Source organism: Alloacidobacterium dinghuense (genome assembly GCF_014274465.1).
GTDB classification, from domain to species: Bacteria; Acidobacteriota; Terriglobia; order Terriglobales; family Acidobacteriaceae; genus Alloacidobacterium; species Alloacidobacterium dinghuense.
This window is the reverse complement of sequence record NZ_CP060394.1, coordinates 2932259-2958707: the sequence shown is the minus strand read 5'-3', so window position 1 is coordinate 2958707 and position 26449 is coordinate 2932259. Positions and strand designations below refer to the sequence as shown.

Here is a 26449-nt window from a genome sequence, read left to right as displayed (position 1 = left end):
AGCAGATCCGCAAGTCTCGAAATGAGCGGCGCATGCGTTTTGAAGTACGCTTCCGGTTCGAGGGAAGTTCCCCCGAGAAGCGTGCTTCGATGTATCGCGCTGCAGAGGTAAAACTAAAGAGCTGTCTGAGAACTATTTCTCATTCGGGTTGCACTCACTCCGCATCAACGCCCACTCTTCGCACTGCTTCCCGTTCGGAAAGGTGCAAATGCCAATCTGGCCGCCATCTTTTCCCGTCTCGATCTTCAGAGTGCCGCCTTGTTTGGTGCAGTTAACCGAAGCGGGATTCGGCATGCCGATGTTTTTACTTTGCGACCCGCCGATGCGCTTGAGTGTGAAGTTGAGCTTTGAGTCGATCGGCTTCATGTCGCCGTCGAGTTGCTGCAGGGTTTTATCGCCCACGCGCAGATAGTACTGCTTGCCCGGTCCATCCGGATCGAGCTGGTAAACCGTTGCGTTGTCGTCGCCGGGCCGGCCGCGAAGGATGGTCCACTCGCCGTATTTCGTGAAGCTGCCGCGGTCGATGTATTTCAACTGCAGCCGGTAGACAGCGTCGATGTAATTGTTCGGGTCTTTCTGGTAGAGCGTGAGGGTAGTGATAATGCCGCTACAATCCGCGCACGGAGTTGTGCCCCGAAACGTTCCCATCACATGCATTGTCTTCGTCATGGCTGCAAATTTTTCTTGCTGCTCGTTATTCTGGGTCTGGCTGACGGCGATCATCGAAGAAGCTAGAACGGCGAAAGCGAGGAGGCTTCGAGGACGAAGAATCATGCAATCCCCCGGTTGAAAAATTCATCCAAGAATATCGCAGATGCAGCGCGGCTGAGGCGTTGAAACCTGATAAAATCTATTGAATCCACTCCATGGAGAAGCGATGCAGGCTATACTTGCGCTCGAAGACGGGCGCATCTTCCGCGGCGAAGGCTACGGGGCCAAAGGCGAGTGCTACGGCGAAGTCGTTTTCAATACATCGTTAACCGGCTATCAGGAAATTTTCACCGATCCTTCCTACGCCGGACAGATTGTCGTTCTTACCAATCCGCAGATCGGCAACTACGGAACCAATTCTGCTGACAACGAAGCCAACAAGCCTTATATCGAAGGCCTTGTCACGCGCGAATTCTCGCCGATCAGTTCGAACTGGCGCTCGCAGCAGGTGGCAGATGAATACCTTGAGCGCTTCAACGTTCCCGTTATTTCCGAGATTGATACGCGCGCTCTTGTGCGCCACCTGCGCAACAACGGCGTGATGCGCGGCGTCATTTCGTCGATCGAAACCGATCCCGAAGTGCTCGTGCAGAAGGCTCGTTCGATCCGCAAGATGGATGGGACCGATCTTGCGAGTGTCGTCACCACCAAGACGCGCTACGAATGGGAGCCGGAAGTCGATCCGCTCGAGTCGGAAGAAAACGCTGTGGGACTGCCGAGGCCCGATCTCCACGTCGTGGCCTACGACTACGGCATCAAACGAAACATTCTTCGCATGTTGTCGAAGGAAGGCTGTCGCGTAACCGTGGTTCCCGCGCAGACTTCAGCAGAAGATGTTCTGGCCATGAATCCCGACGGTGTCTTCCTGTCGAACGGTCCGGGCGATCCGGAGCCGCTTGCCTACGCGCAGGAGACAATCCGGCAGCTGGCAGGAAAGAAGCCGATCTTCGGAATTTGCCTCGGGCACCAGCTCATCGGGCTGGCGCTGGGTGGCAAGACCTTCAAGCTGAAGTTTGGGCACCACGGCGGCAATCATCCGGTGCAGCAGACAGAGACGGGCAAGGTCGAGATCACCAGCCAGAACCACAACTATGCAGTGGATGCAGCTTCGATCAATCAGGAAGAGCTCGAATTGACACACGTCAACCTGAATGACAATACCGTCGAAGGGCTGCGCCACAAATCGCTCCCGCTCTTCAGCGTGCAGTACCATCCTGAAGCCAGTCCCGGGCCGCACGATTCGCACTATCTCTTCCGCGATTTCCGGAAGATGATGGAAGATTTTAAGAGGTAAGCGGCGGGCTTCAAGTCCCGCCATTTTTTTGAAAGCCAGGATTTGTAGAGGCACGGTGCCTGATACGCGGTGAATCAAAATCTTTGAAGGGGCACGGCTTCAGCCGTGCCGTGACGGTGAGATAAAAAGGGGGCTTTAGCCCCTGAGGGAACCACGTGAGGCTCAAGCGAGAACCAGCGACGAGAAACCGCCAAACCTATTTCGTCACTTCCGAGACGAGTGAACGGCGGCCATTCTTCCGTTACGAACGTTGGTCGAAATTGTTTCTTGAGACCCTCTACAGCTATCGAGCGGCAGGCAATTTTCAACTGCACGAATTTGTCCTGCCCGACCATTTCCATCTCATCATTACGCCAGAAGGGAGTCTCGAAAAAGCAGTGCAACTCATCAAAGGTGGATTTTCAAGACACGCCTCATTGCAGTTTGAAACGAAACATAACATCTGGCAGCGAGGATTCGCCGATCACAGGATTCGAGATATTGAAGACTTCCAGAAGCACAAGCATTACATCTGGTTGAATCCGGTAAAGGCAAAATTGTGCACGATTGGCCAGGAATATGCATACAGCTCGGCATTTCCGGGGTATCAACTGGATGCAATCCCTCAGGGGCTAAAGCCCCGTGCTATAGACGAGGCGCATGGCACGGCTGAAGCCGTGCCCCTTCAAAGATTGAGACCTGTTTCAGATCAGAATTCAGAGACTTTTGGAGCAGGGACTACTCCCGACCAGAATTATTAAGGAAGAGCAGAACAAGATGCCACGCAGGAATGACATCACCAAGATTCTCGTGATCGGCTCCGGCCCGATCGTCATCGGGCAGTCCGCCGAGTTCGACTACTCGGGCACGCAGGCGTGCAAGGCGCTCAAGCAGGAAGGCTATGAAGTGGTGCTGGTGAATTCGAACCCGGCCACCATCATGACTGACCCCGAGCTTGCCGACCGCACCTACATCGAGCCGCTCACGCCCGCCTATGTCGAAGAAATCATCCGCATCGAATCGCAGATGCTCCGTGACGAAGGCCGCACCGGCAAGTTCGCCTTGCTGCCGACCGTCGGCGGACAGACGGCGCTCAACCTTGCTGTCGATCTCGCCGATTCAGGAATTCTCGACAAGTACGATGTCGAATTGATCGGCGCGAAGCTTGAAGCGATCAAGAAGGCCGAAGACCGTCTCCTTTTCAAAGACGCGATGACGCGCATTGGCCTTGACCTGCCAAAGTCTGCGCTGGTCAACAACATTCGCGACGGCCTTGAGTTCGCCATCAAGATCGGCTTCCCGGTCATCATCCGTCCGTCTTTCACGCTCGGCGGATCGGGCGGCGGCATTGCCTACAACCGCGAAGAGCTGATGGAGATCCTCGCCCGCGGTCTCGATCTCTCGCCGGTGCATGAGTGCCTCATCGAGGAATCCGTTCTCGGCTGGAAAGAATACGAACTTGAGGTGATGCGCGATCTCGCCGACAACGTCATCATCATCTGCTCTATCGAAAACATGGACCCGATGGGCGTCCACACTGGCGATTCGATCACCGTCGCGCCCGCGCAGACGCTGACCGATCGCGAATACCAGAGGATGCGCAGCGCCGCTATCGCCGTGATGCGCGAGATCGGCGTCGAGACTGGCGGCTCGAATGTGCAGTTCGCCGTGCATCCCACGACCGGCCGCATGACGGTGATCGAAATGAACCCGCGCGTCTCGCGATCTTCCGCGCTGGCATCGAAAGCGACCGGCTTCCCGATTGCGAAGATTGCAGCGAAGCTCGCCGTCGGCTACACGCTCGATGAGATTCCGAACGACATCACCAAGATGACTCCGGCCTGCTTCGAGCCGACCATCGACTACGTCGTCACCAAAATCCCCAAGTGGCAGTTCGAAAAATTCCCCGGAGCCGACGAAAACCTCGGCCCGCAGATGAAATCCGTTGGCGAAGTGATGGCGATTGGCCGCACCTTCAAGGAATCGTTGATGAAGGCGCTGCGTTCTCTCGAAACCGGCAAGAAGACCGGCACCGAAGTCCTCGACCCACGCCGTCTCACCCAGATGCTGGTCACACCGAAACCGGGTCGTCTCGAATACATCCGCTTTGCCTTCCGTCGGGGCTTAAGCGTGCGCGAAGTGGCGCGCATGACCTCAATGGACCCCTGGTTCCTTTACCACATCAAGGAAGTGACCGACATCATCGCGAAGGTGGCTGAGTTCAACCCAACGAATGTGTCACCGGAACTGTTACGAAAAGCGAAGCGCATGGGTGTCTCCGACGAGCGCATTGCCGCTGTGTGGGGTATGCAGGACCACGAAGGAATCGCGCAGGTCCGCCAACTGCGGTATCGCCACGGAATACGTCCCGTCTTCAAGCTCGTCGATACCTGCGCTGCCGAATTCGAGAGCATGACACCGTACCTTTACTCGACCTACGACGAAGAAGATGAAGCCGCCCCAACCGCGAAGCGCAAAGTCATTATCCTCGGCAGCGGCCCCAACCGTATCGGGCAGGGAATTGAGTTCGACTACTGCTGCTGCCACGCCGCCTTCGCGCTCAAGGAAGACGACTACGAGACGATCATGGTCAACTGCAACCCTGAGACCGTCTCAACCGACTACGACACCAGTGATCGCCTCTACTTCGAACCATTAACTCTCGAAGACGTGCTCGCCATCTACGAGCACGAGTCATCCGGCGGCGCCGAAGTCGGCATGATCGTGCAGTTCGGCGGGCAGACTCCGCTCAACCTCGCGCTGCGTCTGAAAGCCGCAGGCGTGCCAATTCTCGGAACGTCGCCCGAGTCCATCGACCTCGCAGAAGATCGCAAGAGCTTCGGCAAGCTGCTCGAAGACCTCGATATTCCGCAACCCCCGGGCGCAATGGCCACCAGCGTGGGAGAAGCGCTCGAAGGCGCGGAGCGCATCGGCTATCCGGTGCTCGTGCGTCCTTCATACGTGCTTGGCGGACGCGCCATGGTCATCGCCTATGACAGCGATGCCGTATCTCACTATATGAGAGAGGCAGTCGAGTACTCGCAGGAGCGACCCGTCCTCATCGACCACTTCCTCGAAGACGCGGTCGAAGTCGATGTCGACGCGCTCTGCGATCGCGAAGACGTTGTCATCGCCGGCATCATGCAGCATATCGAAGAGGCTGGCATCCATTCCGGCGACTCCTCCTGCGTGCTGCCCGCCGTCGATCTCGCTCCCGCCGTACTCGACACGATCCGCGCCTACACTCGCAAGCTAGCGCTGGCGCTCAACGTCATCGGCCTCGTCAATCTGCAATTTGCGATTCAGCGCAAAGCCGGCGAACCCGATAAGGTCTACGTCATCGAAGTCAATCCGCGCGCCTCGCGTACCGTGCCCTATGTCTCCAAAGCAACTGGCATACCGCTGGCGAAGATCGCTTCGCGCCTGATGACGGGCCGCAGGTTGCGCGAACTTCTGCCTGAACAGGTCAAGAGCGGCAAGGACCTCGAAACCGGCACGCACTACTTCGTGAAATCGCCAGTCTTCCCATGGAACAAGTTCCAGGGCGTCGACACCGTCCTCAGCCCCGAGATGAAATCAACCGGCGAAGTCATGGGAGTAGCCGACAACTTCGGCGAAGCCTTCGCCAAAGCGCAGCTGTCAGCAGGCCTCCATCTGCCGCTCAAGGGAACAGTCTTCCTCAGCGTGAATGACCGCGACAAGCAGGCTGTGGTAGAACTGGCGCGTCAATACGTCGAGTTAGGCTTCCATCTCGTCGCAACCGAAGGCACCGCCAATGTTCTCGAAAAGGCCGGCATGGTGGTCGAGCGCGTCTTCAAGGTGAAGGAAGGGCGCCCGAATGTCGTCGACCTCATCAAGGGTGAGCGCATCCAGCTCATCCTCAACACGCCGCACGGCCAGGATCCCTTCTTCGACGAAAAAGCAATCCGCCGCGCAGCCGTTCTTCAGCGCATTCCAACAATTACAACCATCGCCGCCGCGCGTGCAGCAGCGGAAGGCATCCAGGCGCTGCAGAAGCACACCACTAAAGTCAACGCTCTGCAACACCTGCACGCGGAGCAGGAAGCCGTGAAGTAGCAACTAGAAATATTGCAATTGGTTGGTCGCCAGACCAGCTTTGAAGGGGCACGGCTTCAGCCGTGCCGAACAACGATGTTCGAATGCAGCTTCAGTCGCCGAGGAGACGCATTCCTCCCTTCGGCATATATCTATGCAAAGTTTTCCCATTGGCGTGTGCTAAGGTTGGCTTCGGGAGTCGTCACATTCGCATGAAGTGGTACGGTATCGCACTGGCAGCCATCAGTCTTTACACCGTCGCAGCCCGAGCGCAAGTCACAGATCAGCAGGGCATCGATCAACTGAAGAACCATCAGCCGCAGCAGGCGCTGGCAACATTCCAGCAGCTGCTTCAAGCAAATCCGAACGACGTTGCCATCAATCTCTATGCGGCTGACGCTGCGCTGCAGCTCTATCAGGGGCAGGCCGCCGTGCAATACGCAGAGAAGGCACGCCAACTCGATCCCAACAACTGGAAGGTTCACACCACGCTGGTCGTCGCCTACGCCATAGCAGGCCGTACAGCAGATCGCGATGCCGAGCGTGAAGTCCTACACAAGCTGCACGCCGACCCGAAGGCCCCCGATGCGATGCAGTCCAACGGCTTTCTAGTCGATATGTTTCCGGTAAAACAATACCGCATTGAAGCCATCGAGTTTTTCCAACCACTCGGCAAGTTCCACATCTACTATCGCTTTATCATTCGCAACCAGCAGGGCAAGCGAGTGTGGACTATTAGCGTTGAGAGTAATGACTTCGACGAGAAATCGTGGGAGCAAGCGCACGCGCAACAGGCTGCCGACGGTGAGAGGCAATTCCAGATGGTGGGTGAGAGTGGGAACAAGCACGTTGACCATCGCATGTATTCGGGGAAGCCAAGCTACGACAGCGCGAAGGCGCAGTTGCTGCAAATCATCAATGCGCAGACCGCGCCCTTCCCCGGCGAAACGCCGTAGCTCTGCGGTCTCGGTCTAGAATAGAACCATGCTGCTAGAAGGCATTTTCACCGCTGCCACCACGCCGTTCTATCCCGACGGACGCCTCTACCTTCGCAAGCTCGAACACAACATCGACCGCTATTCGCGCACGCCGATCGCGGGTATTGTGATCCTCGGATCAACCGGCGAAGGTGTCATGCTCGGTGACGAGGAGACACGCGAGGTCCTGCGCACAGCGCGTGAATCCGCGGCGCCGGAAAGAGTCCTGCTTGCCGGAGTAGGCCGCGAAAGCGCTCTCGAAACCATCAAGCTCGCCGAATTTGCCGCCGCCCAGAATTACGACGCAGTACTGGTGCGCACTCCGAATTATTACGGCCCGCAGATGCGACCGCTGGAAATGCTCACTTACTTCCGCACGGTGGCCGATCGCTCGCCGCTGCCGGTGGTGCTCTACACCATTCCCAAGTTCACTCACTACGATCTGGCAACGGAACTCGTCGCTGAACTTGCGCAGCACCCCAACATCATCGGTCTCAAGGACTCAAGCGGCAACCTCGATCGCCTTGCAAAAATCATCGAAGCTACGGGCTCCGCGCCGAAGCGAGAAACCGCAGTCACCAACATCTTCACGGCCTTCACCAATCGCATGCTGCTGGCGCAGCCGCTCGAAGCCTCGACCTTCGTCCCGGCGGATATCCTGGGAGCGAAAACCACGGCCGTCGCCGTCCCGCCGCCGAAGCCGAAAGTTGTTACGCGCATCAAGGAAGTCGGCTTCCAGGTGTTGACCGGCTCCGCCGACACGCTTACGCAAGCACTCGATTTCGGAGTAAGCGGCGCAGTCCTGGGATTCGCCGCCTGCGCCCCGCAGGCCTGCCAGGAAATCTATACCGCATGGAAAGACAACGACCCCAAGCTCGGCGCAGAGAAGCAGAAGCGTATCGTAGAAGCCTCACGCGTTGTAGGCGGACAGTTCGGCATCCCAGGCATCAAGTTCGCCTGCGAACTCAACGGCTACTACGGCGGACGCCCGCGCATCCCGCTGCTCCCTTTGAATGCGGAAGAACAGGCGTATGTCACGCAATTGATGACCGATGTGCGGCACTAAACTGGTGTCTCATGGCTTGTTTTTGATGGCGTACACACCATTTAGATCGCCATACTTACCACTTGGTGACGGATTCCCCCATTGAGTCCCGCAAACGCCCGATTCAACCCCTAAGCCATCTATAATGAAGAGTGAAAGATCGCATCTTTCCCACCTCCACTTGAAGGGAACTTCGCCCAATGGCGACAGGAGATGTTGCGCTAGGCCAGCAAGCCTCCAGCGCATCTGCAAACGGCGCCTCCAAGCGCGTCATCAATGACTTCAGCATCCAGGTAGCCACAGTCAACGGATCAGGATCGCAATCCGCCAACAGCGTTCTGCTCAAGAGCATCTTTGGCATGGGAATCCCGGTCAGCGGCAAAAACCTCTTTCCATCGAACATCGCCGGACTGCCCACCTGGTACACCATTCGCGCCAGCAAATACGGCTACGTCGCCCGCAAAAAGGAAATCGACATTCTCGTTGCGATGAATGCGGAGACCGCGAAGGAAGATATCCTTTCGCTGCCAGCCGGTGCGGTAGCCATCTACGAAGACGCGCAGAATCTCAAGCAGTATCGCGACGACGTTGCCTGTTATCCCGTTCCGTTTGATAAGCTGACCGCCGCCGTCTGCCCCGAAGCGCGTCTGCGCAAGCTGGTCAAGAACATGATTTACGTCGGCATCGTCGCCCAGCTTCTGTCATTCGACATGACCGCCGTCGAAGCCGCGCTACGCCGCCAGTTCGCCAAGAAGCAGAAAGCTGCTGACCTGAACTGGGCCGCCGTGCAGGCCGGATACACCTACGCAGCCGAGTCGCTGACCAAGCATGATCCCTATGTCCTCGAACGCATGCATGCGACCGATGGCAAGATCATCATCGACGGCAACGCCGCCGCAGCGCTGGGCGCGATGTTCGCTGGCGTCACCGTCGTCACCTGGTATCCCATCACACCCTCATCGTCAGTCGTCGAACAGCTCATCGACTACTTGAAGAAATACCGCATCGAGCCCGATGGCAAAGCAACTTTCGCCGTGGTGCAGGCTGAAGACGAACTCGCTGCCGTCGGCATGGTGCTTGGTGCTGGCTGGTCGGGCGCGCGTTCGATGACCGCAACGTCAGGACCCGGTATCTCGCTGATGTCTGAGTTCGCCGGCCTCGGCTACTTTGCCGAACTGCCCGGCGTCATCTTCGACATTCAGCGCGTCGGCCCGTCTACAGGTCTGCCTACGCGCACTGCGCAAGCCGACCTGCTGTCCATCGCCTACCTTTCGCACGGCGATACGAAGCACGTCATCCTTATTCCCGGCAGCGTCAAGGAATGCTTCGAATTTGGCATCGCCGCCTTCGATCTTGCGGAGCGGTTGCAGACGCCGGTCTTCGTGCTCAGCGACCTCGATCTCGGCATGAACAACTGGATGTCCGAGCCATTCGACTATCCGGAAAAGCCGCTTGACCGCGGCAAGGTTCTCACCGCCGAAGACCTGAAGCGCCTCGGCGAATTCGCCCGCTACAAGGACGTAGACGGCGACGCCATCCCATATCGCACACTCCCTGGCACCGACCACCCCAAGGCAGCCTATTTCACCCGAGGTAGCGGACACAACGAGAAGGCTCTCTACACCGAGCGTCCCGACGACTATCAGAACCTGATGGAGCGCCTGAACCGCAAGTTCGAGACGGCGCGCACGCTCGTTCCGCTTCCCATCGTCGTGCAGACAGGGAAATCGAAGATCGGCATCATCGCCTTCGGCACATCCGACTTTGCCGTCCTCGAAAGCCGCGACCAGGTCAAGAAGGAATACGGTGTCGAAGCCGACTACCTTCGCATCCGTGCCTTTCCCTTCACCAGCGAAGTCCACGAGTTCGTCGCCTCGCACGACCGCGTCTACATCGTCGAGCAGAACCGCGACGCGCAGATGCTGAGCCTGCTCAAGCTCGACCTCCCGGCTGAAGACGCCGTGAAGCTGCGCTCCATCCGCCACTTCAACGGGCATCCGATCGACGCCCGCTCCGTCACCGATGAGTTTGTGCTGCAGGAGGGAATTATCTAATGGCTGCAACGACAGCAACACCCACTCCCGCGCCGAAGGTCAATCGCCTCGGGCTTCCCATCCTCGACTATCGTGGCGGCAAGACCACGCTCTGCGCCGGCTGCGGGCACAACGCCATCTCCGAGCGCATCATCGACGCGCTCTACGAAATGGGCGTGCAGCCCGAGCGCGTCATGAAACTCTCCGGCATTGGCTGCTCCTCCAAGAGCCCAGCCTACTTCCTGTCCCGCGCGCATAGCTTCAACAGCGTCCACGGACGCATGCCTTCAGTCGCTACAGGCGCGCTCCTAGGCAACAAGACGATGACCGCGCTCGGCGTCTCCGGCGACGGCGACACCGCCTCCATCGGCATGGGGCAGTTCGTCCACCTGTTGCGCCGCAATCTGCCGCTCATCTATATCATTGAGGACAATGGCGTTTACGGCCTTACCAAGGGCCAGTTCTCGGCCACCGCTGACCTCGGGTCAAAGTTGAAGACCGGCGTCATCAACGATCTTCCGGCCATTGATACCTGCGCACTCGCGGTCCAGCTGGGCGCAACGTTCGTTGGCCGCTCGTTCTCCGGCGACAAGAAACAACTGCTCGCTATGCTCAAGGCGGCGATCGCGCACAAGGGCACGGTGATGCTCGACGTCATCTCGCCTTGCGTGACCTTCAATGATCACGAAGGATCGACCAAGAGCTACAAGTACATGCAGGAGCACGAAGAAGCCATCACCGAAGTCGGCTTTGTGCCGCACTTTGAAGACATCGCCATCGATTACGACGCAGGTTCGACCTACGATGTGACCTTGCACGACGGTTCGCACCTGCGCCTGCGCAAGCTGCACGAAGACTACAACCCAACCAGCCGCGTTTCTGCTGTTAAAGCGTTGATGGAAGCCCACGAAAAGGGCGAAGTGCTCACCGGCATCTTCTACGTCGACACCCAGAAACCCAGCTTCACCGACCTGCTCAACCTTGTCGACGAGCCTCTGGCTACACTGCCGCAGGAGCGCACGCGCCCCTCAAAGCAGGTGCTCGGTGAGATCATGGCAAAGCTAAAATAGGCTGCAACTCGAGATCGATAAAATGGCCCTGCTTGCTGAAACGTTGATAGATGAGTGGCTCAATAGGCAGGGCTTTTTTACTGTCAGAGGTATTAAGCATGACACCAGCGGTAAGAATGCGGGCGTAGGTGAAATCGATCTCTTAGGGGTACGACCGTCTCGACATTCAGATCGGCTTGATGCATGGCACCTTGAAGCTCAGGTCAGCTTTAGACCCGTAGGCTACATCACTCCTTGGACTGCACATTTGATGGAAGATTTGAAGGTCAAGAGAAATAGTGCAAAGCAGAGAACTGATCAACAACGACAAGAGTGCGTTCAGGAATGGGTTGAGAAGAAGTTTCTAACTAAAGCCAAGAACAACGCCCGAGAAAGGGCTTGGGAAGGGCAGAGCTGGAAATTCGTGTTTGTACATGGGGTAGCTAAAGATCAGCGTGAGATCCATGAGATAGGGAAACGCGGAATAGAAGTTATTCCTTTTGCCAAAGTGCTGAAAGAGCTTTGCGATCTAGAAAAACCAGGTCTAACAGGAGCAGCAGGAACTGATATAGCTGAATTGATCCGATTTTTCCATGAGGAAGCAGAACCTATGGCAGTCGATCAAACATACTTGTTTTGAAAGGGTATGGCTTTAGCCGTGCTGTAGGAGCCTCAAACAAGCGTGGCTTCAGCCTTGACCCTCACAACCAAAATCCCTTTCTGCGGCATGAAACAAGCTTCGCAAAACTCACTTGAATTATCGGTATTGTGATACAACAATCACAAGCATGAAGCTCCCGCTTCCATCTGCGACCCGCCAACTCCTCGGCTGTTGTTGTCGCTGATCTCTTCTCGCCTTTTCCCTGAAATCTGAATATGCAATTGCGGTTCCATCCGTATTTCATCTTGTTTTGGAGCAAGCCTCTATGTCCACACCCGCAAAACGCCGTCTTTCATTCGATAGCTGGGCTGTCCTGCTCTCGCTCGTTCTCGCCCTGCTCGTCCGCGCCGGAATCCTCAAGTCGGTGCCCTGGTAAGCCAAAGGAGAACGAACATGGCAGACGCGGTAGTCATCCCTAGTCCCCAGACGCGAACCCAGGCAGAGGCAAAGCCAGCCAGTTTCCTCAGCAATTTCCTCCGCCTGATTCCCGGAATTCTGCTGCTCGCAGCTGTAGGCTACGCCGGAAAATTCATCGAGCAGTTCATCGCGCGTTACGGCAAGGCGCATCATCTCGTCCTGCCGAATATCGAATATGTCCTCTGGGCCATTGTGATCGGCCTCGTCATCGCAAACACGATTGGCGTGCCCGAAGTCTTTCGCGCAGGCGTGGCAACATACGAATTCTGGCTCAAGGCGGGAATCGTTTTGCTCGGGGCGCGCTTCATTCTCGGCGACATCCTGCGACTGGGCGGCCTCAGCCTCATTCTCGTCTTCATTGAGCTGGCTCTGGCGCTGACGTTTATGACCTACCTCGGGCGCGGGTTCAAGCTGTCTCCCAAGCTCATCACGCTGCTTGCCGTTGGCTCCTCCGTTTGCGGAGTGTCAGCCATCATCGCGACCCAGGGCGCCATCGATGCCGACGAGGAAGACTCCTCCTACGCCATCGCCGCCATCCTCGCCCTCGGCGCGATTTCACTCTTCGCCTTCCCTCTGATCGGCCACGCTCTGCATCTTGGCGATCACGCCTATGGATTGTGGGCAGGACTCGCCGTCGACAATACGGCGGAAGCGACCGCCGCAGGCGCTATTTACTCGGATGCGGCAGGGAAGTTTGCCGTACTGGCGAAGACCTGCCGGAATGCGCTTATCGGTTTCGTAGTGTTGGGGTATGCAATCTACTGGGCATCGAAAGGGCAAGCCGAAGAAGTCAAAAACAAGGGCGCGTTTCTCTGGAAGAAGTTTCCGAAGTTCGTCCTTGGCTTCCTGCTTATCTCGGTGCTTGCAACCATCGGCTTCTTCACCAAGCCTCAGCTGACCACGCTTGGCAATCTCTCCCGCTGGGCCTTTTTGCTCACATTTGCTGGAGTCGGCCTGCGCACCAGCTTCCGCGAACTTGGCAAGCAGGGCGTGCGACCCTTCATCGTGGGTGCGGTCGGCGAAATCGCTATCGCCCTCATTACGTTGGGACTTGTCGTTGGAGCAGACCGGTTATTCCATCTCGGTTGATTTCAGCTGTTGCCATAAACAGGCACGGCGGCGCCGTGAATCACTGCGGCGTCCTCGCTGCACAGGAACAGAATCACGCGGGCGATCTCTTCCGGCTTCGGCCACTTACTGAAGTCCGCATCCGGCATCGCGGCGCGGTTTGCTTTCGTATCGATGATGCTCGGCAGAATTGAATTCACGCGCACGCCTGTGCCTTTGAGATCGGCGGCAAGCGAATCCATCAAAGCTACAGCTGCTGCTTTTGAAGAGGCATACGCCGAGGCGCCCGCAGCATGATCGACGGCTGCCTTCGCCGCGACGTTGACGATGGCTCCTTGCCCCTGTTTCAGCATCGCCGGAACCACTGCGCGCGACAGCGCAAAGCCCGAGCGCAGGTTCAATTTGAGCATCCGGTCGAAGACGGCCGCATCCATGTCCCACAGCTTCAGGCCACCGGCATAGCCGCCCACCGTGTTGACCATGGCATCGAGTCTGCCGCGCTTCGCAATTACGTCATCGACAAATCTGCGAATGGCAGCCTCATCGGTCACATCGACGCTCTGTCCTTCAAGCCACGCTACATTGTCCCGCGCCGCATTCTGTAGGTCCGCAAATTCTTCTGCGTCAAAGTAGGGAACGGCGACGTATGCGCCCTCGGCCAGGAAGGCCAGAGTCACGGCGCGTCCCAGACCGCCTGTGCCTCCGCTGACCAACACTGATCTTCCGGAAAATCTCTGCTCCATCACTGCCTCCGCTCATTACCGTTATTCCTTCAATGTACCTTGCGCGGCAGAATGGAGAAGCGAACTATAGGTTTTGGCGGATGAAGAATTCGCCAAAAATATTCAGAACGGCATCGGCGCCAAGATTGAAGCCGATGGTCTTACCGAGTACGCGATTGCTTTCAAGCTCCGGCACGCCCAGTTTCGGATAGTAGATACCCTGCGCGATCAGTGCCGCGCCAACCGTGCCTCCAAGCACAGGCAGATTCAGCATCCTGTGCCCTGAGTTCAGGCGTCCAACTACGATGCCGGCCAGCGCGTTGGCAAAGCGAGCGCCCGCTGAGTGGCCCGGGCCAAGTGGGATATAGCGCGGATCCATGACAAGCGGGGTGGGCAGGACAAACTTGCTGAGAAGCTGTTGCGTCTCGGATTCGCTGATTCCTCCGATAAGCCGCCGCTCGTGGTAGCGGACATTTTCTTCCATGGTATCGCGCCACGTCTGAAGGTCGTTACCGTATTGAACGAAACTGGTGTAGAAGGCCTGAGCCTGCTCTTCTGAAGTGATGTTGGGCTCAGATGGCTCTGCCGGCTCCGGCGGAATGTCGGGAAGACCTGCCAGAAGCGCTCCCTGAACGAAATTGCGAATGTAATATGTGCTTCGCGCCCAGCAAACAAACTTTCCGCCCACGGAGAGGGGATAGTAGGAATCTTGCGTGGCCGGGCCATGCGCGTCAGCCATTTCGACATCCGGTTTCATCACCGTGCGGATCAACTCACGGCTGGCGTTCGTTGCCAGATCGCCGCCGAGACTGTACGCAATGTATTTTTCGGCGAAGTGGCCGCTATGAAGCTCGGCAACATCAAATTGCCGCGCGTACACGGCTTGCCCCATGTAGGCCGCGGCGATCGTTCCTCCCAGTTTTGAGTAGTTGGGAACAGAGCTACCGCTGTTGCTGTGCGTGACGACAATCGAGCGAACCGCCTGCCACATGCGCTGTCCGAAGCTGCCTTCAATATTGGCCGGCACGTAGCGCGGATCCTGATGCAACAAAGTGGGAAGCACAAGATTGCTGAGATATTGGCGCGTTTCTGCAGTTGCCAGGCCGACAGCGAAGCGCCGGCTCCGGTAGCGCAACTCCTCTTCGCTGGAACGCCGCCACGTGTCCATTGCCGTGCCGTAGGCATCCATGGTGTTCGTGTAGCTGTTCATGCTGTCGTCAGAGATAATGGCCGGTGCCTGCGGCTGCGGTGGCGCAGAGGCTAGATCCGGAATTCCAGAAATAAGTCCAGCCTCGAGGAAGTTACGAAAAGAATAAGTACTATGCAGATAATAGCTGACCTTCTGTCCAAAGGTCAGAGGAGTAACTCCGTCTGTATCAAGGTAAGACGCGGGGTAAGTCGTCGGACGGCTCGCAACCGTAGTTGAGGGTGCGGCGGGCAAGCCTCCGTCCTCGGCATTTATCAGGCGGTTGACCGCGCCAAAGCACGAGCACACCAGCAGAGTCAGCAGAAATCGGCGCTTCATGCCATTTCCTCGAATCCATATTGTGGGGATCTGCGTAAACCTAGCCCTGATCCAATCCGTCGGCAAGATGCAAGAAGTCACTGAGGGCGATTACTTTTGCCTTGATTCGATACAACAGAGGCTCTAACTCGACAACTCCAGTTTGCTATCTGGGGAGCGAAGCTCGTCAGCAGGCTGATGAGTCGAAAGCACTAAGAGGAGAGAGTAAATTCCCGTTTACATTGGTCGATAGGGGCGAAAGTAACCATGTCAGCTTGGTTGGCGCTGTGAGTTCTTTTTCGGGAAAAGTAATGAAAGTTGCGTGAACACGCTTCGCTGCTTGCGGCGAGGCCATGTTAACGGCCTTCGTGGCGCATACATACATACCCATTTTGCGAATGAATGGTGCGATCAGAATCCCCGGTGCACAAAGAACTCGCCAAAGATATTCAGCAGTCCATCCGCTGCAAAGTTGAAACCGATGGTTTTTGCCAGGACGCGATTGCTCTCAAGTTCCGGCACGCCAAGCGCGGGGTAGTAAAGCTCCTTGGCGGCAAAGGCCGCGCCCACGGTTCCCGCAAGCAGCGGAAGATTCGCCATCTTACGGCCGGAATCCATGTGCCCGATTACGACACTCGTAAAGGCATTTCCCAGGCGTGCTCCGGCCGAATGCCCGGGGCCGAGGGGAATGTATCGCGGATCCATGCCGAGCGTCGTCGAGAGCGCGAAGTTAGCCAGAAACTGTTGCGTCTCCGACTCGCTGAATCCGCCAATCAGTCGGCGTTCATGGTAGCGCACATCGTCTTCCATATTGTCGCGCCACGCCTGAATATCCTCGCCATACTGCACGAAGATCGCGTCGAATTCGAGTGCCTGCTGTTCGGTGGTGATGTTGGGCACAGCCGGCTGCCCGGGCTGGTCGGTTATGTCCGGGATCCCCGCGATCAGTGCGCCCTGAATGAAATTGCGCATGCCGTATGTGCTGCGCGCCCAGTAGACGAACTTGCCGCCAATCGAGAGCGGATAGTACGAGTCCTGCGTGGCCGGGCCGTCTGACGAGTACATCTCGATGTCCGGCTTGATCGCCGTGCGAACCAGTTCGCGCCCGACATTCGTGGCCAGATCACCCGCCAGGCTGTAGCCGATATAGCGCTTCACAAACTGATTCGTTTCGAGTTGCGGAACATCGAACTTCTTGGCATACACCTCTTTGCCGATGAACGCCGCCGCCACCGTCCCGCCGAGTTTCGAATAATTCGGTTCCAGACGCCCGCTATCGCCGCGCGTCACTGCAATCGAGCTGACCGAATGCCACATCCGCTGACTGAAGCTTCCGTCTATGTAAGCAGGAACATAACGCGGATCCTGATGCAGTGCCACTGGAAGAGCAAAATTGCTGAGCATCTGCCGCGTCTCAGCCGTTGCCAGTCCGACTCCGAAACGCCTGCCACGATAGCGCAGTTCGTCCTCACTTGACCGCCGCCAGTCGTCCATCGCATCGCCGTATGCATCCATGGCGTTGGCGTAATTCTGGACGCCGTCGATGGTGATAGTTGCCGGCGGCTGCGGCTGAGACGGTGCCGCAGGAAGATTCGGAATCCCGGCAAGAAATCCCGCCTCAAGAAAATTGCGGAAGGACACCGTGCTCCGCAGGTAGTAATCGAGCTTTATACCCCAGGTCAGGCTGGTAACAGGCATTGATGGCCGGTATGAGGTCGGAACATTGGGGTTGGCCGGCGTGGAAGGAGTGGGCACAATCGCCGCCAGCGATGGCCCGGCAAAATGGGCACTGGGCGCTGAAGGCAAATTATCATCTGCTATCTGTACCGACTGGCCGTAGCCTCCGGCGCACACGCATAGCAGGACGACGAGCAGAAATATCTGTTTCATCCTGGTAGTCCCTTAAATTTTGTTCTTACGGGGGATATCGGCGAGCTGTTGAGGTAAGAGTAGCCAGAACGAATTCAGATCACAAGGAACTAAGGTTACTTGGCGGTTACGTTAGTTTGGGACTAGGGGGCGAGGAAAAGGATTTATTCGCCGTTGCTTTAGCAACCGGTTAACACGCTCGTCTGCATGTTCAGCGTGAGGTCAGGAAACTACGATCCAAGAAGATGCACTACCGCCCGTGTGATGTCGAATGCAAACCACAGCTGCGCGGATAAGAAAAACAGCAGTCCGACGGCGATGGAGGCCACAATCAAATTGATGTTGGCATTCGGAAACAAAGCCCATCCAATGATGATCAGTAGCACGCCGAGGACGCTCAGCGCGAAGTGCCAGTGAGCCATAGTCTGGTTAAAAGAAAGGTATCCAATCGAATAGAAGAAGGCGAAGAGCCCGAACAGGGTGCCAATCAGGTAGAGCGGTGTCTGCGAAGCAATGCCGTAGCCACGGTGCCCACTGATCGCCAGTGTAATTCCGGCTGCCCCCGGAACCTTCGAGAGAACGAACCCAAAGGCCAAAAACGCGACACTGCTCAAGGCAAAGAGGTTTTGTACTCTGAACATGTTTGCACTCCAGACAGAGAAGCGATCCGGCAATTCCAGATTGCTCCTTAACTGTACGCCGAAATCAGTTACAGTTGCCGCCACTCCATCGGAACGGGTGCGTTTATGAAGAAGAGCAGGCTCTCATCATGAAGTTGGCCGACATCGCAAGAGCGGGACTTTAGAGAGAGATGATCTGGACCGGTGAAAAACAAAAAGCCCCGCTTTTCGCGGGGCTTTTTGCTGCGCCGAAGGCGCGGTTCGCTGAGCGCAGAGCTCAGTACATGCCTTCCATGCCGCCGCCGTGGCCGCCTGCAGGTGCAGCAGACTTGGGCTCCGGAATCTCGGAGACCATGGCTTCGGTGGTCAGCATCAGGCCGGCGATGGAGGCCGCATTCTGCAAAGCAGTGCGGGTCACCTTCGTCGGGTCGATGACGCCAGCCTTTACCAGGTCCTCGTAGACACCGGTGGAGGCGTTGTAACCGTAGTTCTGGTCCTTGGACTCGTGGATCTTGCCCACAACCACAGCACCTTCTTCACCGGCATTGCCAACGATCTGGCGCAGCGGCTCTTCGAGGGCGCGGCGAACGATCTGTGCTCCGATCTTCTCATCGCCTTGCAGCGTCTTGATCAGCTCGTCCACTTCCTTTGCGGAGCGGACAAGTGCCACACCGCCGCCGGGGACGATGCCTTCCTCGACTGCCGCGCGGGTCGCGTGCATTGCGTCTTCGACGCGAGCCTTCTTCTCCTTCATCTCGGTTTCGGTAGCTGCACCAACCTTGATGACGGCGACGCCGCCTACCAGCTTCGCAAGACGCTCCTGGAGCTTCTCGCGATCGTAGTCGGAGGTGGTCTTCTCAACCTGGCTGCGAATTTCCTTCACGCGGCCTTCGATCGCCTTGGACGCGCCACGGCCTTCAACGATCGTGGTGTTGTCCTTGTCAATCGTGATGCGCTTCGCCTTGCCCAGATCTTCGAGCTTGAGGTTCTCGAGCTTCAGGCCGAGGTCTTCCGTGATGGCGTTGCCGCCGGTGAGGATCGCGATGTCGCCCAGCATGGCCTTGCGGCGGTCGCCAAAGCCAGGAGCCTTGACAGCAGCCACATTCAGCGTGCCGCGCAGCTTGTTGACCACGAGGGTCGCCAGCGCTTCACCGTCCACGTCTTCCGCGATGATGAGGAGCGGCTTGCCACCACGGGCAACCTGCTCAAGCAAGGGCAGCAGATCCTTCATCGAGCTGATCTTCTTCTCGTAGATCAGGATGTAGGGCTCTTCGAGCACTGATTCCATGCGATCCGGATCGGTGACGAAGTACGGGCTCAGGTAGCCGCGGTCAAATTGCATGCCTTCAACAACCTCGAGCTGCGTCTCCAGAGTCTTCGACTCCTCAACCGTGATCACGCCGTCCTTGCCGACCTTCTTCATCGCCTCGGCAATGATGTTGCCGATGGTCGAGTCAGAGTTGGCCGAAATGGTGCCGACCTGGGCAATCATGTCGCCCGAAACCGGCTTCGACAGCTTCGAGAGAGCGCCGCCAGTAACAACGCCGTTCTCATCGCGCTTGCCGTTGATGACTTCGACAGCCTTGTCGATACCACGCTTCAGCGCCATCGGGTTCGCGCCTGCGGCAACCGTCTTCACGCCCTCGCGATAAATCGCCTGGGCAAGCACGGTCGCGGTGGTGGTGCCGTCGCCGGCAACATCAGAGGTCTTCGAAGCAACCTCGCGCACCATCTGTGCGCCCATGTTTTCGAGCGCGTCCTTCAGCTCGATTTCCTTGGCTACAGTTACGCCGTCCTTGGTGATCGTCGGCGAACCAAACTTCTTCTCAATGACGACATTGCGGCCCTTGGGGCCGAGCGTCACCTTTACTGCCTCAGCCAGAGTGTTCACGCCGCGCAGAATCGCCTGACGGGAATCCTCTCCATGCAGAATTTGCTTTGCCATTTCCAATTCTCCTTACATCGCGGAGCCGATGCTCCGTATGAAATCTCACTACAGCCTTCTAGGCTTTTGCGGCGAAGCCGCGTCCGCCCGAACGGCTAGTTCTACTTCTTCAGAATGCCGAGGACTTCTTCCTCACGCATGATGAGGAACTCTTCGCCATCGATCTTGATCTCAGTGCCGGAATACTTGCCGAAAAGGATGCGGTCGCCGGACTTCACATCGAGCGGAAAGGTTTTGCCTTCATCGTTCGACTTGCCCTTGCCCACGGCGATCACTTCGCCTTCCTGCGGCTTTTCCTTTGCGGTGTCGGGAATGATGATTCCGCCACGAACGGTCTCGCCCTCGTCTACGCGGCGGACCAGGATGCGATCATGCAGCGGCGTAAAGGTAGTGGCTACAGTTGCAGTTGCCATTGCGGTGCTTCTCCTTCGCGCGAGGGTTATCCTCGCGGTTTTGATTGCTGAGTTTGAGAAAAGTCTTACTGTAAGCGAGGAGCTTTCATGCGACAGGAAGGCCGATTTCGCAGCCTTTAGCACTTCCACTCTTCGACTGCTAATGTAGGAGAGTCCTGCAACGGTTGTCAAGTGTGGAACCGAAATATATGAGTGTGTCTCGCTCATATATTTCAGGAATGTGAATCAAGGCCGAAACCAAGTAACCCGAACAAACGTCAAATACTTGTGCAGACGGGTATCGCTTCTCGAAACGATTCAAACATGGTGCTTTTGCGGCATGTTTCGTTTCAATAGAATGCGATTTTTCTATTGATTTTTGGAGAAAAACTACCTAAAATAGAAGAGTTTGTAACTTCCCGGCGAGTTCTGCTGGTTACAATGTTTCCCGCCAACGCCGGAGTATCTGCACGTCACCTTACTGCTAGGGGTAAATAATAAATGGCAAAACGTCGTGGTAATCCTAACTGGGGCAAACCGGAGCCCATTGGACCGGTCGTGCCCACTGTCACCTCCTTTGAACAGGTGGTCAAGGAATATAAGCTCACCCCGGATCAATATATCCGCTCGACTCGCCTGCGCGAATGGGCCCGCCGTAACCGCAACTCGAAGTACATCCCCGAGGGCCTGCTGGAAGCATGGGGCTTCGAGATCGAGTCTACCCTGTAAGCTGAGTTCTGAGTTCAGTCGATGAGAAACGCCGCCCGCCAAGGGCGGCGTTTCTGCTTCAGAAGTTGTTCGTAATCCGCAAGTTAGCTCGACTTCGGCGGAAAGTCCTTTAACATCTTCCCGATATCCCCATCCAGCGGTTTCGTGTTCTTGTTGGTGTTGCTTGAAAGGTCTGCCGTAGCCAGCCCCCTCCAGAGTATGTTCTTTCAAAATGTTGAGTGGAATCCTTACAGATGGTGGTTACCGCACATCCATGTTGCTCTTACCCGTCAGGGCCGTCAATTAAAGTTCCGCAGGCAAGGCAGTTAGAAAAATTTCGGGTCGCGCGTCGCGACCTGTCCAAATGGCCACCTCCCGTGCGTCACGGTAGTGACGGGCCAATGACCCGCCTACAATTCATCACGGAGGGAAATTCATGCAATACCTATTACTTCTCTACGCCAACGAGTCCGGCTGGGATCAAATGACGTCGGAGCAGCAGCAGCAGGGATACGCAGCCTATATGGCCTACACCGAAGCGCTCAAGGCAGCAGGCGCCCTCAAAGGCAGCAACCGCCTGCGGCCAACCGCAACCGCAACCACCGTGCGCGCCAACAACGGCAAATCACAGGTGCTGAACGGTCCGTATGCCGATACCAAGGAGCAGTTGGGCGGCTACTATCTGATTGACGCTCCGGACCTCGATGCCGCACTCGCCTGGGCAGCCCGTTGCCCCGGATCGGGTCACGGCACAGTCGAAGTCCGTCCGGTATGGGAAATGGGCGCAGCCTGAGAAGGTCGAAACATGGGAGGCATCAACTTTCGTTCAGCCACAATCGCTACGACGGAACTCATGCCTCCACCCATTTTGTTCGCTGGAAGTACGGATAAATAGAACGTCGCCTGATCGGCGTGAGATTTCGATGCTCACAGAAGAGTCCACACCGCCTCAAACGCTTGCTATTGAAGCGTCATCGCCGGCCGCCGGATGGCCATGAGTACAACGGGGACTCCTGCGATGCCATGTGAATCCGGTGACCAGGCTTATAGCATGGCAGAAGGAGTCGCCCGCCGCAGCTACGGCAAACTCGTAGCCTTTCTCGCTGCGCGAACGCACGATGTAGCCGCCGCCGAAGACGCGCTCTCGGAGGCTTTTGCTTCAGCATTATCGGACTGGCCGAAAAGCGGCTGCCCAGACAACCCGGAAGCATGGCTTCTCACCGTGGCCCGCCGCAAGTCGATCGACATGATCCGCCGACAACATACCGATAGCTTCGTCGATGAGGATCTGCAGCAGATTGCCGCCGTCCTCGACACAATGGTCGATACAGATATCCCCGACCGCCGTCTCGCGCTCATATTCGCCTGTGCCCACCCCGCCATCGATCCTGAGATTCGTGCGCCCCTGATTTTGCAGGTCATTCTCGGACTTGACGCAGCACGCATCGCCTCTGCCTTTCTCATGGCTCCGGCGACGATGGGCCAGCGTCTCGTCCGCGCCAAAAGCAAAATCCGCAAAGCCGGTATACCGTTCCGTATTCCCGAGCGCGAAGAACTCCCAGCCCGTCTTGACACAGTGCTCGAAGCCATCTACGCCGCCTTCGCCGAGGGCTGGAGCAACGCCGCCGGAACCGACGTAGCGGATCGCGATCTCGCCGAAGAAGCCATCTTCCTCTGCCGTGTCGTCACCGAGCTGCTCCCAGACGAGCCGGAAGCGCTCGGCCTGCTAGCGCTTATGCTGTACGCCGAAGCTCGCCGTCCAGCGAGGCGGGGCTCCAGCGGCGAATATGTTCCCCTCGCCGATCAGGATGTCGCCGTCTGGAATTGGCAGATGATTGACGAAGCCGAGGCCCTGCTTCACCGCGCGAGCACATCCAACTCCATTGCCCGTTATCAGCTTGAGGCCGCGATCCAGTCTGCGCATGTAAGCCGCCGTCGGACGGGCCACGCCGATTGGTACGCGGTGCTCGAACTCTACGACGCGCTGCTCGAAATCTCTGGCTCGCCCGTAGTCGCGATCAACCGCGCCCTCGCCGTCGCGGAGATTCACGGCGCTAGAGCCGCGCTCGAAGCACTCGACGAAATAGCCGCCGACCCGCGTCTCGCTCAGTATCAGCCATGGTGGGCGGCACGCGCCGAATTGCTCGCCAGAACCGGCGCAATCCATGACTCACACCACGCCTACGAAGTCGCAATCGGCCTCGAACGCGATCCCTCCGTGAGCCGTTTCCTCGCACGGCGTCAATCCGCGCTCGTGCAGTGAGGCGTTTCTTGTGCAAGAATTTCCGTAAACCGTGAAATTCTTCCCGACGAACTTTTTAAAGTGTCGGGCTCTAACCATCACATAGAAAATGACTTGTGATTAGAGGGTCGTGGAACGGAACGTGCTTTCACGTTAATCGGAGATAGATCTGTCAGTTCTCTCCGGAGGCACTATGGAAGACTCGCTTATTCCAACAGCGGCGCCTTTTGTCAGGCGCGTTGTCCCTTATGTTGTCGCAGTTGTGATTGGCGGTGCCGGTGTCGGCTACGCCGTCCATGAGCACCATGCCGCACAAAACCTTGCAGCGCAGAATGAGCAGGTAACGGCCCAGCTCAACGCTACGCACAGCCAGCTCGATGCTCTTACGGCAAAGGTGAATGATCTTGCCACACGCAGCGAAACAGCTCCTCCTCAGCCAGTACCTGCCGGCACGAGTACGGCCAAACCCCATGCCGCCACTGCACCGCATCCTCACGCACAGGACTCGCGCTACAAGAAGCTGCAGTCGCAGGTTGATGCCCAGGGGAAGGAAATCGAGGCGACGCGGACCGATCTTGTAAGCACTCGCACTGAGCTTACCGGCTCCATTGCGCGCACGCATGATGAACTCGTAGTGCTCGAAAAGAAGGGCGAGCGAAATTACACCGAATTCGATATCCAGAAGTCGAAGCAGTTTCAGCGCGAAGGACCGCTCAGCGTCAGCCTCAGGAAAGCCAATACGAAGCATCAGTATGCCGACCTGCAGCTGATGGTGGATGATCGCAACGTCACGCAGAAGCACGTGAATCTTTACCAGCCGGTGATGTTCTACGTGCCCGACAGTCCGCAGCCCGTCGAAGTCGTCATCAATGACATCACCAAAGACCACATTCACGGGTATGTAAGCGCGTCCAAGTATCGCCAATCGGAGTTGACCGCAGCGGCGAACGCTGATGCCAACGCGGCGCCAGGCTCAACGCAGACAGCAAACTCCAATCCGCCTCCTGCGCCCAGACAGAAGTTGCCAGTACCGCAGTAGCGACAACTGTCCGGCCCTGCTTTCAGCAAGGGCCGGACAGTTACGATCCTGCATATAACCACCCTCTAAGCGGTACCAGCGAGTTGACTTTCCTCCCGGGCGCAGCGTCTTCTTAAACTGAGGCGAATGTCAGATGAGAGCAATAGCCGGTCTCGCGTTCACTCTCATATCCACGCTTGCATGGAACGCACACGCGTCTCAGAGCGCGCCGCCTGCTGCACCCCGAGAACCTTATACCGCTGCGCATCCTCCCGATCAGTCACATGCCGGCTCGAAAGTATCGATTGCCTGGTTGAGTGACGTGGAGGGTGAAGTGCAACTCGCAAGCGCTGCTGGCAAAGAGTTTCAGCGTGCGCTCTCTCACACCTCCGTTCTTGAGGGGAACATCATTCGGACCGGGATGGGCAGAGCCGAAGTGGAGCTTCAAGATCTAAGCACGATCCGCCTCGGTCCTTATTCCGTGATTGCATTTCCTCAGCTGGAACTGCTTCCTTCCGGCATCAAGGCGTCCAGCGTACGTGCTTTTCAGGGAACGATCTACATCAGTTTGATGCCCAGGTACATCGTCGACAGCAAAGGTAACGAATTGCAACTCACCTTCGGCCAGCAACAACTCCAATTGCAAAACTCCGGCCACGTTAGATTGGAAATGGATGCCACGGAAGCACGGCTCGCGTTGCTTGATGGCAAAGGCCAGGTGAGCGGGCCCTTTGGCTCAATGGAACTGGCCAGGAAGAAAACCTTCACTTTTGATCTAACCGGGCAGTCTCAACCTGCCGTTTCAAAGAAAGTGGTTTCCAACCCAATGGATAAATGGGACATGACCGCTGTCTTCTATGAACGGCACGGCTCATTGTCATCCAGCCGTGGGCTTTTCAGGGGGCCATAAACCCATTGTGGCGGGAACAGCCTCAATTGGCAGACAATAGATGCATGGCTGCCAAAGCTCCATTTACCGATGTTCCAGGTGCAATCGAAGAGATCAAAGCAGGACGCATGATCGTCGTCGTCGACGACGAGGACCGCGAAAACGAAGGCGATCTCACCCTCGCCGCTGAGTTCGTTACTCCTGAAGCCATCAACTTCATGGCCAAGCACGGACGCGGCCTTATCTGCCTCACCCTGACCGAAGAGCGCGCGGACTATCTCCGCCTCGGCCCCATGACGCAGCAGAACTCCTCGCGCTTTGGCACGGCGTTTACTGAGACCATTGAAGCCCGCGAAGGAGTCACCACCGGCATCTCCGCGCATGACCGCTCCCACACCATCAAGGTAGCCATCGATTCGGCGTCAACCGCCAATGACCTGGCCCGCCCCGGACACATCTTTCCGCTGCGCGCCCGCAAAGGCGGCGTCCTCGTCCGCGCCGGACAGACAGAAGCCTCCGTCGACCTCGCTCGCATGGCTGGACTCATCCCCGCCGGCGTGATCTGCGAAATCATGAAAGACGACGGCACCATGGCCCGCGTCCCCGATCTGACCGAGTTCTGCACTCAACACGGCATGAAGATGCTGACAGTGGCCGAACTCATCCGCTACCGCCTGCAGAACGAACGCTATATCGTCCGCGTCGCCGAAAGCGAAGTGCCCACGCCCTACGGCGACTTCCGCATGATCGCCTACGAAAGCGAAGTCTGTGGTGGTGAGAGCCATGTTGCATTGGTCAAAGGCGACGTAAGCCAGGGCAAAGAGCCGGTGCTGGTGCGCGTCCACTCGCACTGCCTCGCAGGCGACATCTTCGGTACGACGCTCTGCGACTGCCACAGCATCATGCAGCGCTCCCTCAAAGCCATCGCCGAAGAGGGAAGAGGCGCGCTCATCTACCTGCACAACACCAGCCGCGGATTCGACATCGACCGCACCATCGCGCCACATCGCATCATCATGCACCGCGAAGCGCGCGCCCGCGAGCACCACGACGACCGCCATCAGAGAACGCTGCGGCAAGTCGGCTTAGGCGGCCAGATCCTCGCCGACTTGGGCATCCATAAGGTCCGCCTGCTCTCGAACACCCCAACCCACGTCCCCGCCCTGCAGGGCTTCGACGTCGAGATCACCGAGCAACTCCCCATCCCCGAGAACGAAACCACGGAACTGAATCGCAGCTGACTGCGAGGG

22 protein-coding genes are annotated in these 26449 nt (G+C 57.3%); 15 read left to right on the top strand and 7 right to left on the bottom strand.

The features are described from left to right. Positions 1 to 132: 132 nt before the first annotated feature. The gene (locus H7849_RS12120) at positions 133 to 774 is read right to left on the bottom strand and encodes a DUF333 domain-containing protein (protein ID WP_186746837.1); all 642 of its coding nucleotides are present in this window, start codon (positions 772 to 774) and stop codon (positions 133 to 135) included. 103 nt (positions 775 to 877) lie between these two features. On the opposite strand from H7849_RS12120, the gene carA reads away from it, so the two are divergent. The 9 genes from carA (at position 878) to H7849_RS12075 (ending at position 13311) form a co-directional block, all read left to right on the top strand. Beyond that, positions 878 to 2005 carry a glutamine-hydrolyzing carbamoyl-phosphate synthase small subunit gene (gene carA, locus H7849_RS12115; RefSeq protein WP_186746835.1) on the top strand — a complete coding sequence of 376 codons (1128 nt, stop codon included), beginning with the start codon at positions 878 to 880 and terminating at the stop codon, positions 2003 to 2005. A 155-nt stretch (positions 2006 to 2160) separates the two neighbouring features. Further along, positions 2161 to 2745 (top strand): REP-associated tyrosine transposase, encoded by a 585-nt coding sequence (locus H7849_RS12110; RefSeq protein WP_186746833.1) that lies wholly within the window; start codon positions 2161 to 2163, stop codon positions 2743 to 2745. A 16-nt stretch (positions 2746 to 2761) separates the two neighbouring features. Beyond that, a complete protein-coding gene (gene carB, locus H7849_RS12105; protein ID WP_186746831.1) occupies positions 2762 to 6061 on the top strand; it encodes a carbamoyl-phosphate synthase large subunit in 3300 nt (1099 codons plus the stop codon). Positions 6062 to 6252: 191 nt separating this feature from the next. Next, positions 6253 to 6996, top strand: coding sequence for a tetratricopeptide repeat protein (locus tag H7849_RS12100; protein WP_186746829.1), 744 nt, complete (start codon positions 6253 to 6255; stop codon positions 6994 to 6996). A gap of 28 nt (positions 6997 to 7024) precedes the next feature. Further along, positions 7025 to 8083 (top strand): dihydrodipicolinate synthase family protein, encoded by a 1059-nt coding sequence (locus tag H7849_RS12095; protein ID WP_186746827.1) that lies wholly within the window; start codon positions 7025 to 7027, stop codon positions 8081 to 8083. A gap of 179 nt (positions 8084 to 8262) precedes the next feature. After that, entirely contained in the window at positions 8263 to 10116 is a 1854-nt protein-coding gene (locus tag H7849_RS12090) for a 2-oxoacid:acceptor oxidoreductase subunit alpha (RefSeq protein ID WP_186746825.1), read from the top strand. Continuing rightward, on the top strand, positions 10116 to 11165 hold the full coding sequence (locus tag H7849_RS12085; protein ID WP_186746823.1) for a 2-oxoacid:ferredoxin oxidoreductase subunit beta: 1050 nt from the start codon (positions 10116 to 10118) through the stop codon (positions 11163 to 11165). Before H7849_RS12090 ends, H7849_RS12085 begins: the two co-directional genes overlap by 1 nt. Positions 11166 to 11187: 22 nt before the next feature. After that, a complete protein-coding gene (locus H7849_RS12080; protein WP_186746821.1) occupies positions 11188 to 11784 on the top strand; it encodes a hypothetical protein in 597 nt (198 codons plus the stop codon). A 414-nt stretch (positions 11785 to 12198) separates the two neighbouring features. Then, the gene (locus H7849_RS12075; protein ID WP_186746819.1) at positions 12199 to 13311 is read left to right on the top strand and encodes a YeiH family protein; all 1113 of its coding nucleotides are present in this window, start codon (positions 12199 to 12201) and stop codon (positions 13309 to 13311) included. Positions 13312 to 13313: 2 nt separating this feature from the next. On the opposite strand, the gene H7849_RS12070 is transcribed toward H7849_RS12075, so the two are convergent. The 6 genes from H7849_RS12070 to H7849_RS12045 all read right to left on the bottom strand — a co-directional run bounded on the left by H7849_RS12070 (position 13314) and on the right by H7849_RS12045 (position 20363). Continuing rightward, the gene (locus H7849_RS12070) at positions 13314 to 14033 is read right to left on the bottom strand and encodes an SDR family NAD(P)-dependent oxidoreductase (protein WP_186746818.1); all 720 of its coding nucleotides are present in this window, start codon (positions 14031 to 14033) and stop codon (positions 13314 to 13316) included. 64 nt (positions 14034 to 14097) lie between these two features. Then, complete coding sequence (locus H7849_RS12065) at positions 14098 to 15537, bottom strand: hypothetical protein (protein WP_186746816.1); 1440 nt, start codon at positions 15535 to 15537, stop codon at positions 14098 to 14100. Between the two features lie 390 nt (positions 15538 to 15927). Then, positions 15928 to 17406, bottom strand: a complete 1479-nt coding sequence (locus tag H7849_RS12060; RefSeq protein ID WP_186746814.1) for a hypothetical protein — start codon at positions 17404 to 17406, stop codon at positions 15928 to 15930. Positions 17407 to 17615: 209 nt separating this feature from the next. Continuing rightward, positions 17616 to 18026, bottom strand: a complete 411-nt coding sequence (locus H7849_RS12055) for a hypothetical protein (protein WP_186746812.1) — start codon at positions 18024 to 18026, stop codon at positions 17616 to 17618. 256 nt (positions 18027 to 18282) lie between these two features. Beyond that, entirely contained in the window at positions 18283 to 19950 is a 1668-nt protein-coding gene (groL, locus tag H7849_RS12050) for a chaperonin GroEL (RefSeq protein WP_186746810.1), read from the bottom strand. Between the two features lie 101 nt (positions 19951 to 20051). Next, complete coding sequence (locus H7849_RS12045) at positions 20052 to 20363, bottom strand: co-chaperone GroES (RefSeq protein ID WP_186746809.1); 312 nt, start codon at positions 20361 to 20363, stop codon at positions 20052 to 20054. A 480-nt stretch (positions 20364 to 20843) separates the two neighbouring features. Here H7849_RS12045 and H7849_RS12040 point away from each other — a divergent pair, with 480 nt between their 5' ends. The 6 genes from H7849_RS12040 (at position 20844) to ribB (ending at position 26440) form a co-directional block, all read left to right on the top strand. Continuing rightward, complete coding sequence (locus H7849_RS12040) at positions 20844 to 21071, top strand: hypothetical protein (protein WP_186746807.1); 228 nt, start codon at positions 20844 to 20846, stop codon at positions 21069 to 21071. Positions 21072 to 21486: 415 nt separating this feature from the next. Next, the gene (locus H7849_RS12035) at positions 21487 to 21843 is read left to right on the top strand and encodes a YciI family protein (protein WP_186746805.1); all 357 of its coding nucleotides are present in this window, start codon (positions 21487 to 21489) and stop codon (positions 21841 to 21843) included. Between the two features lie 258 nt (positions 21844 to 22101). Beyond that, positions 22102 to 23313, top strand: coding sequence for an RNA polymerase sigma factor (locus H7849_RS12030; RefSeq protein ID WP_251106759.1), 1212 nt, complete (start codon positions 22102 to 22104; stop codon positions 23311 to 23313). A 172-nt stretch (positions 23314 to 23485) separates the two neighbouring features. Continuing rightward, positions 23486 to 24331 (top strand): hypothetical protein, encoded by an 846-nt coding sequence (locus H7849_RS12025; protein ID WP_186746803.1) that lies wholly within the window; start codon positions 23486 to 23488, stop codon positions 24329 to 24331. A gap of 133 nt (positions 24332 to 24464) precedes the next feature. Further along, positions 24465 to 25220 (top strand): FecR family protein, encoded by a 756-nt coding sequence (locus tag H7849_RS12020; protein ID WP_186746802.1) that lies wholly within the window; start codon positions 24465 to 24467, stop codon positions 25218 to 25220. Positions 25221 to 25264: 44 nt separating this feature from the next. Beyond that, positions 25265 to 26440: a 3,4-dihydroxy-2-butanone-4-phosphate synthase gene (gene ribB / locus H7849_RS12015; RefSeq protein WP_186746800.1), complete on the top strand. Its 1176-nt coding sequence runs from the start codon at positions 25265 to 25267 to the stop codon at positions 26438 to 26440. Positions 26441 to 26449: the final 9 nt, after the last annotated feature.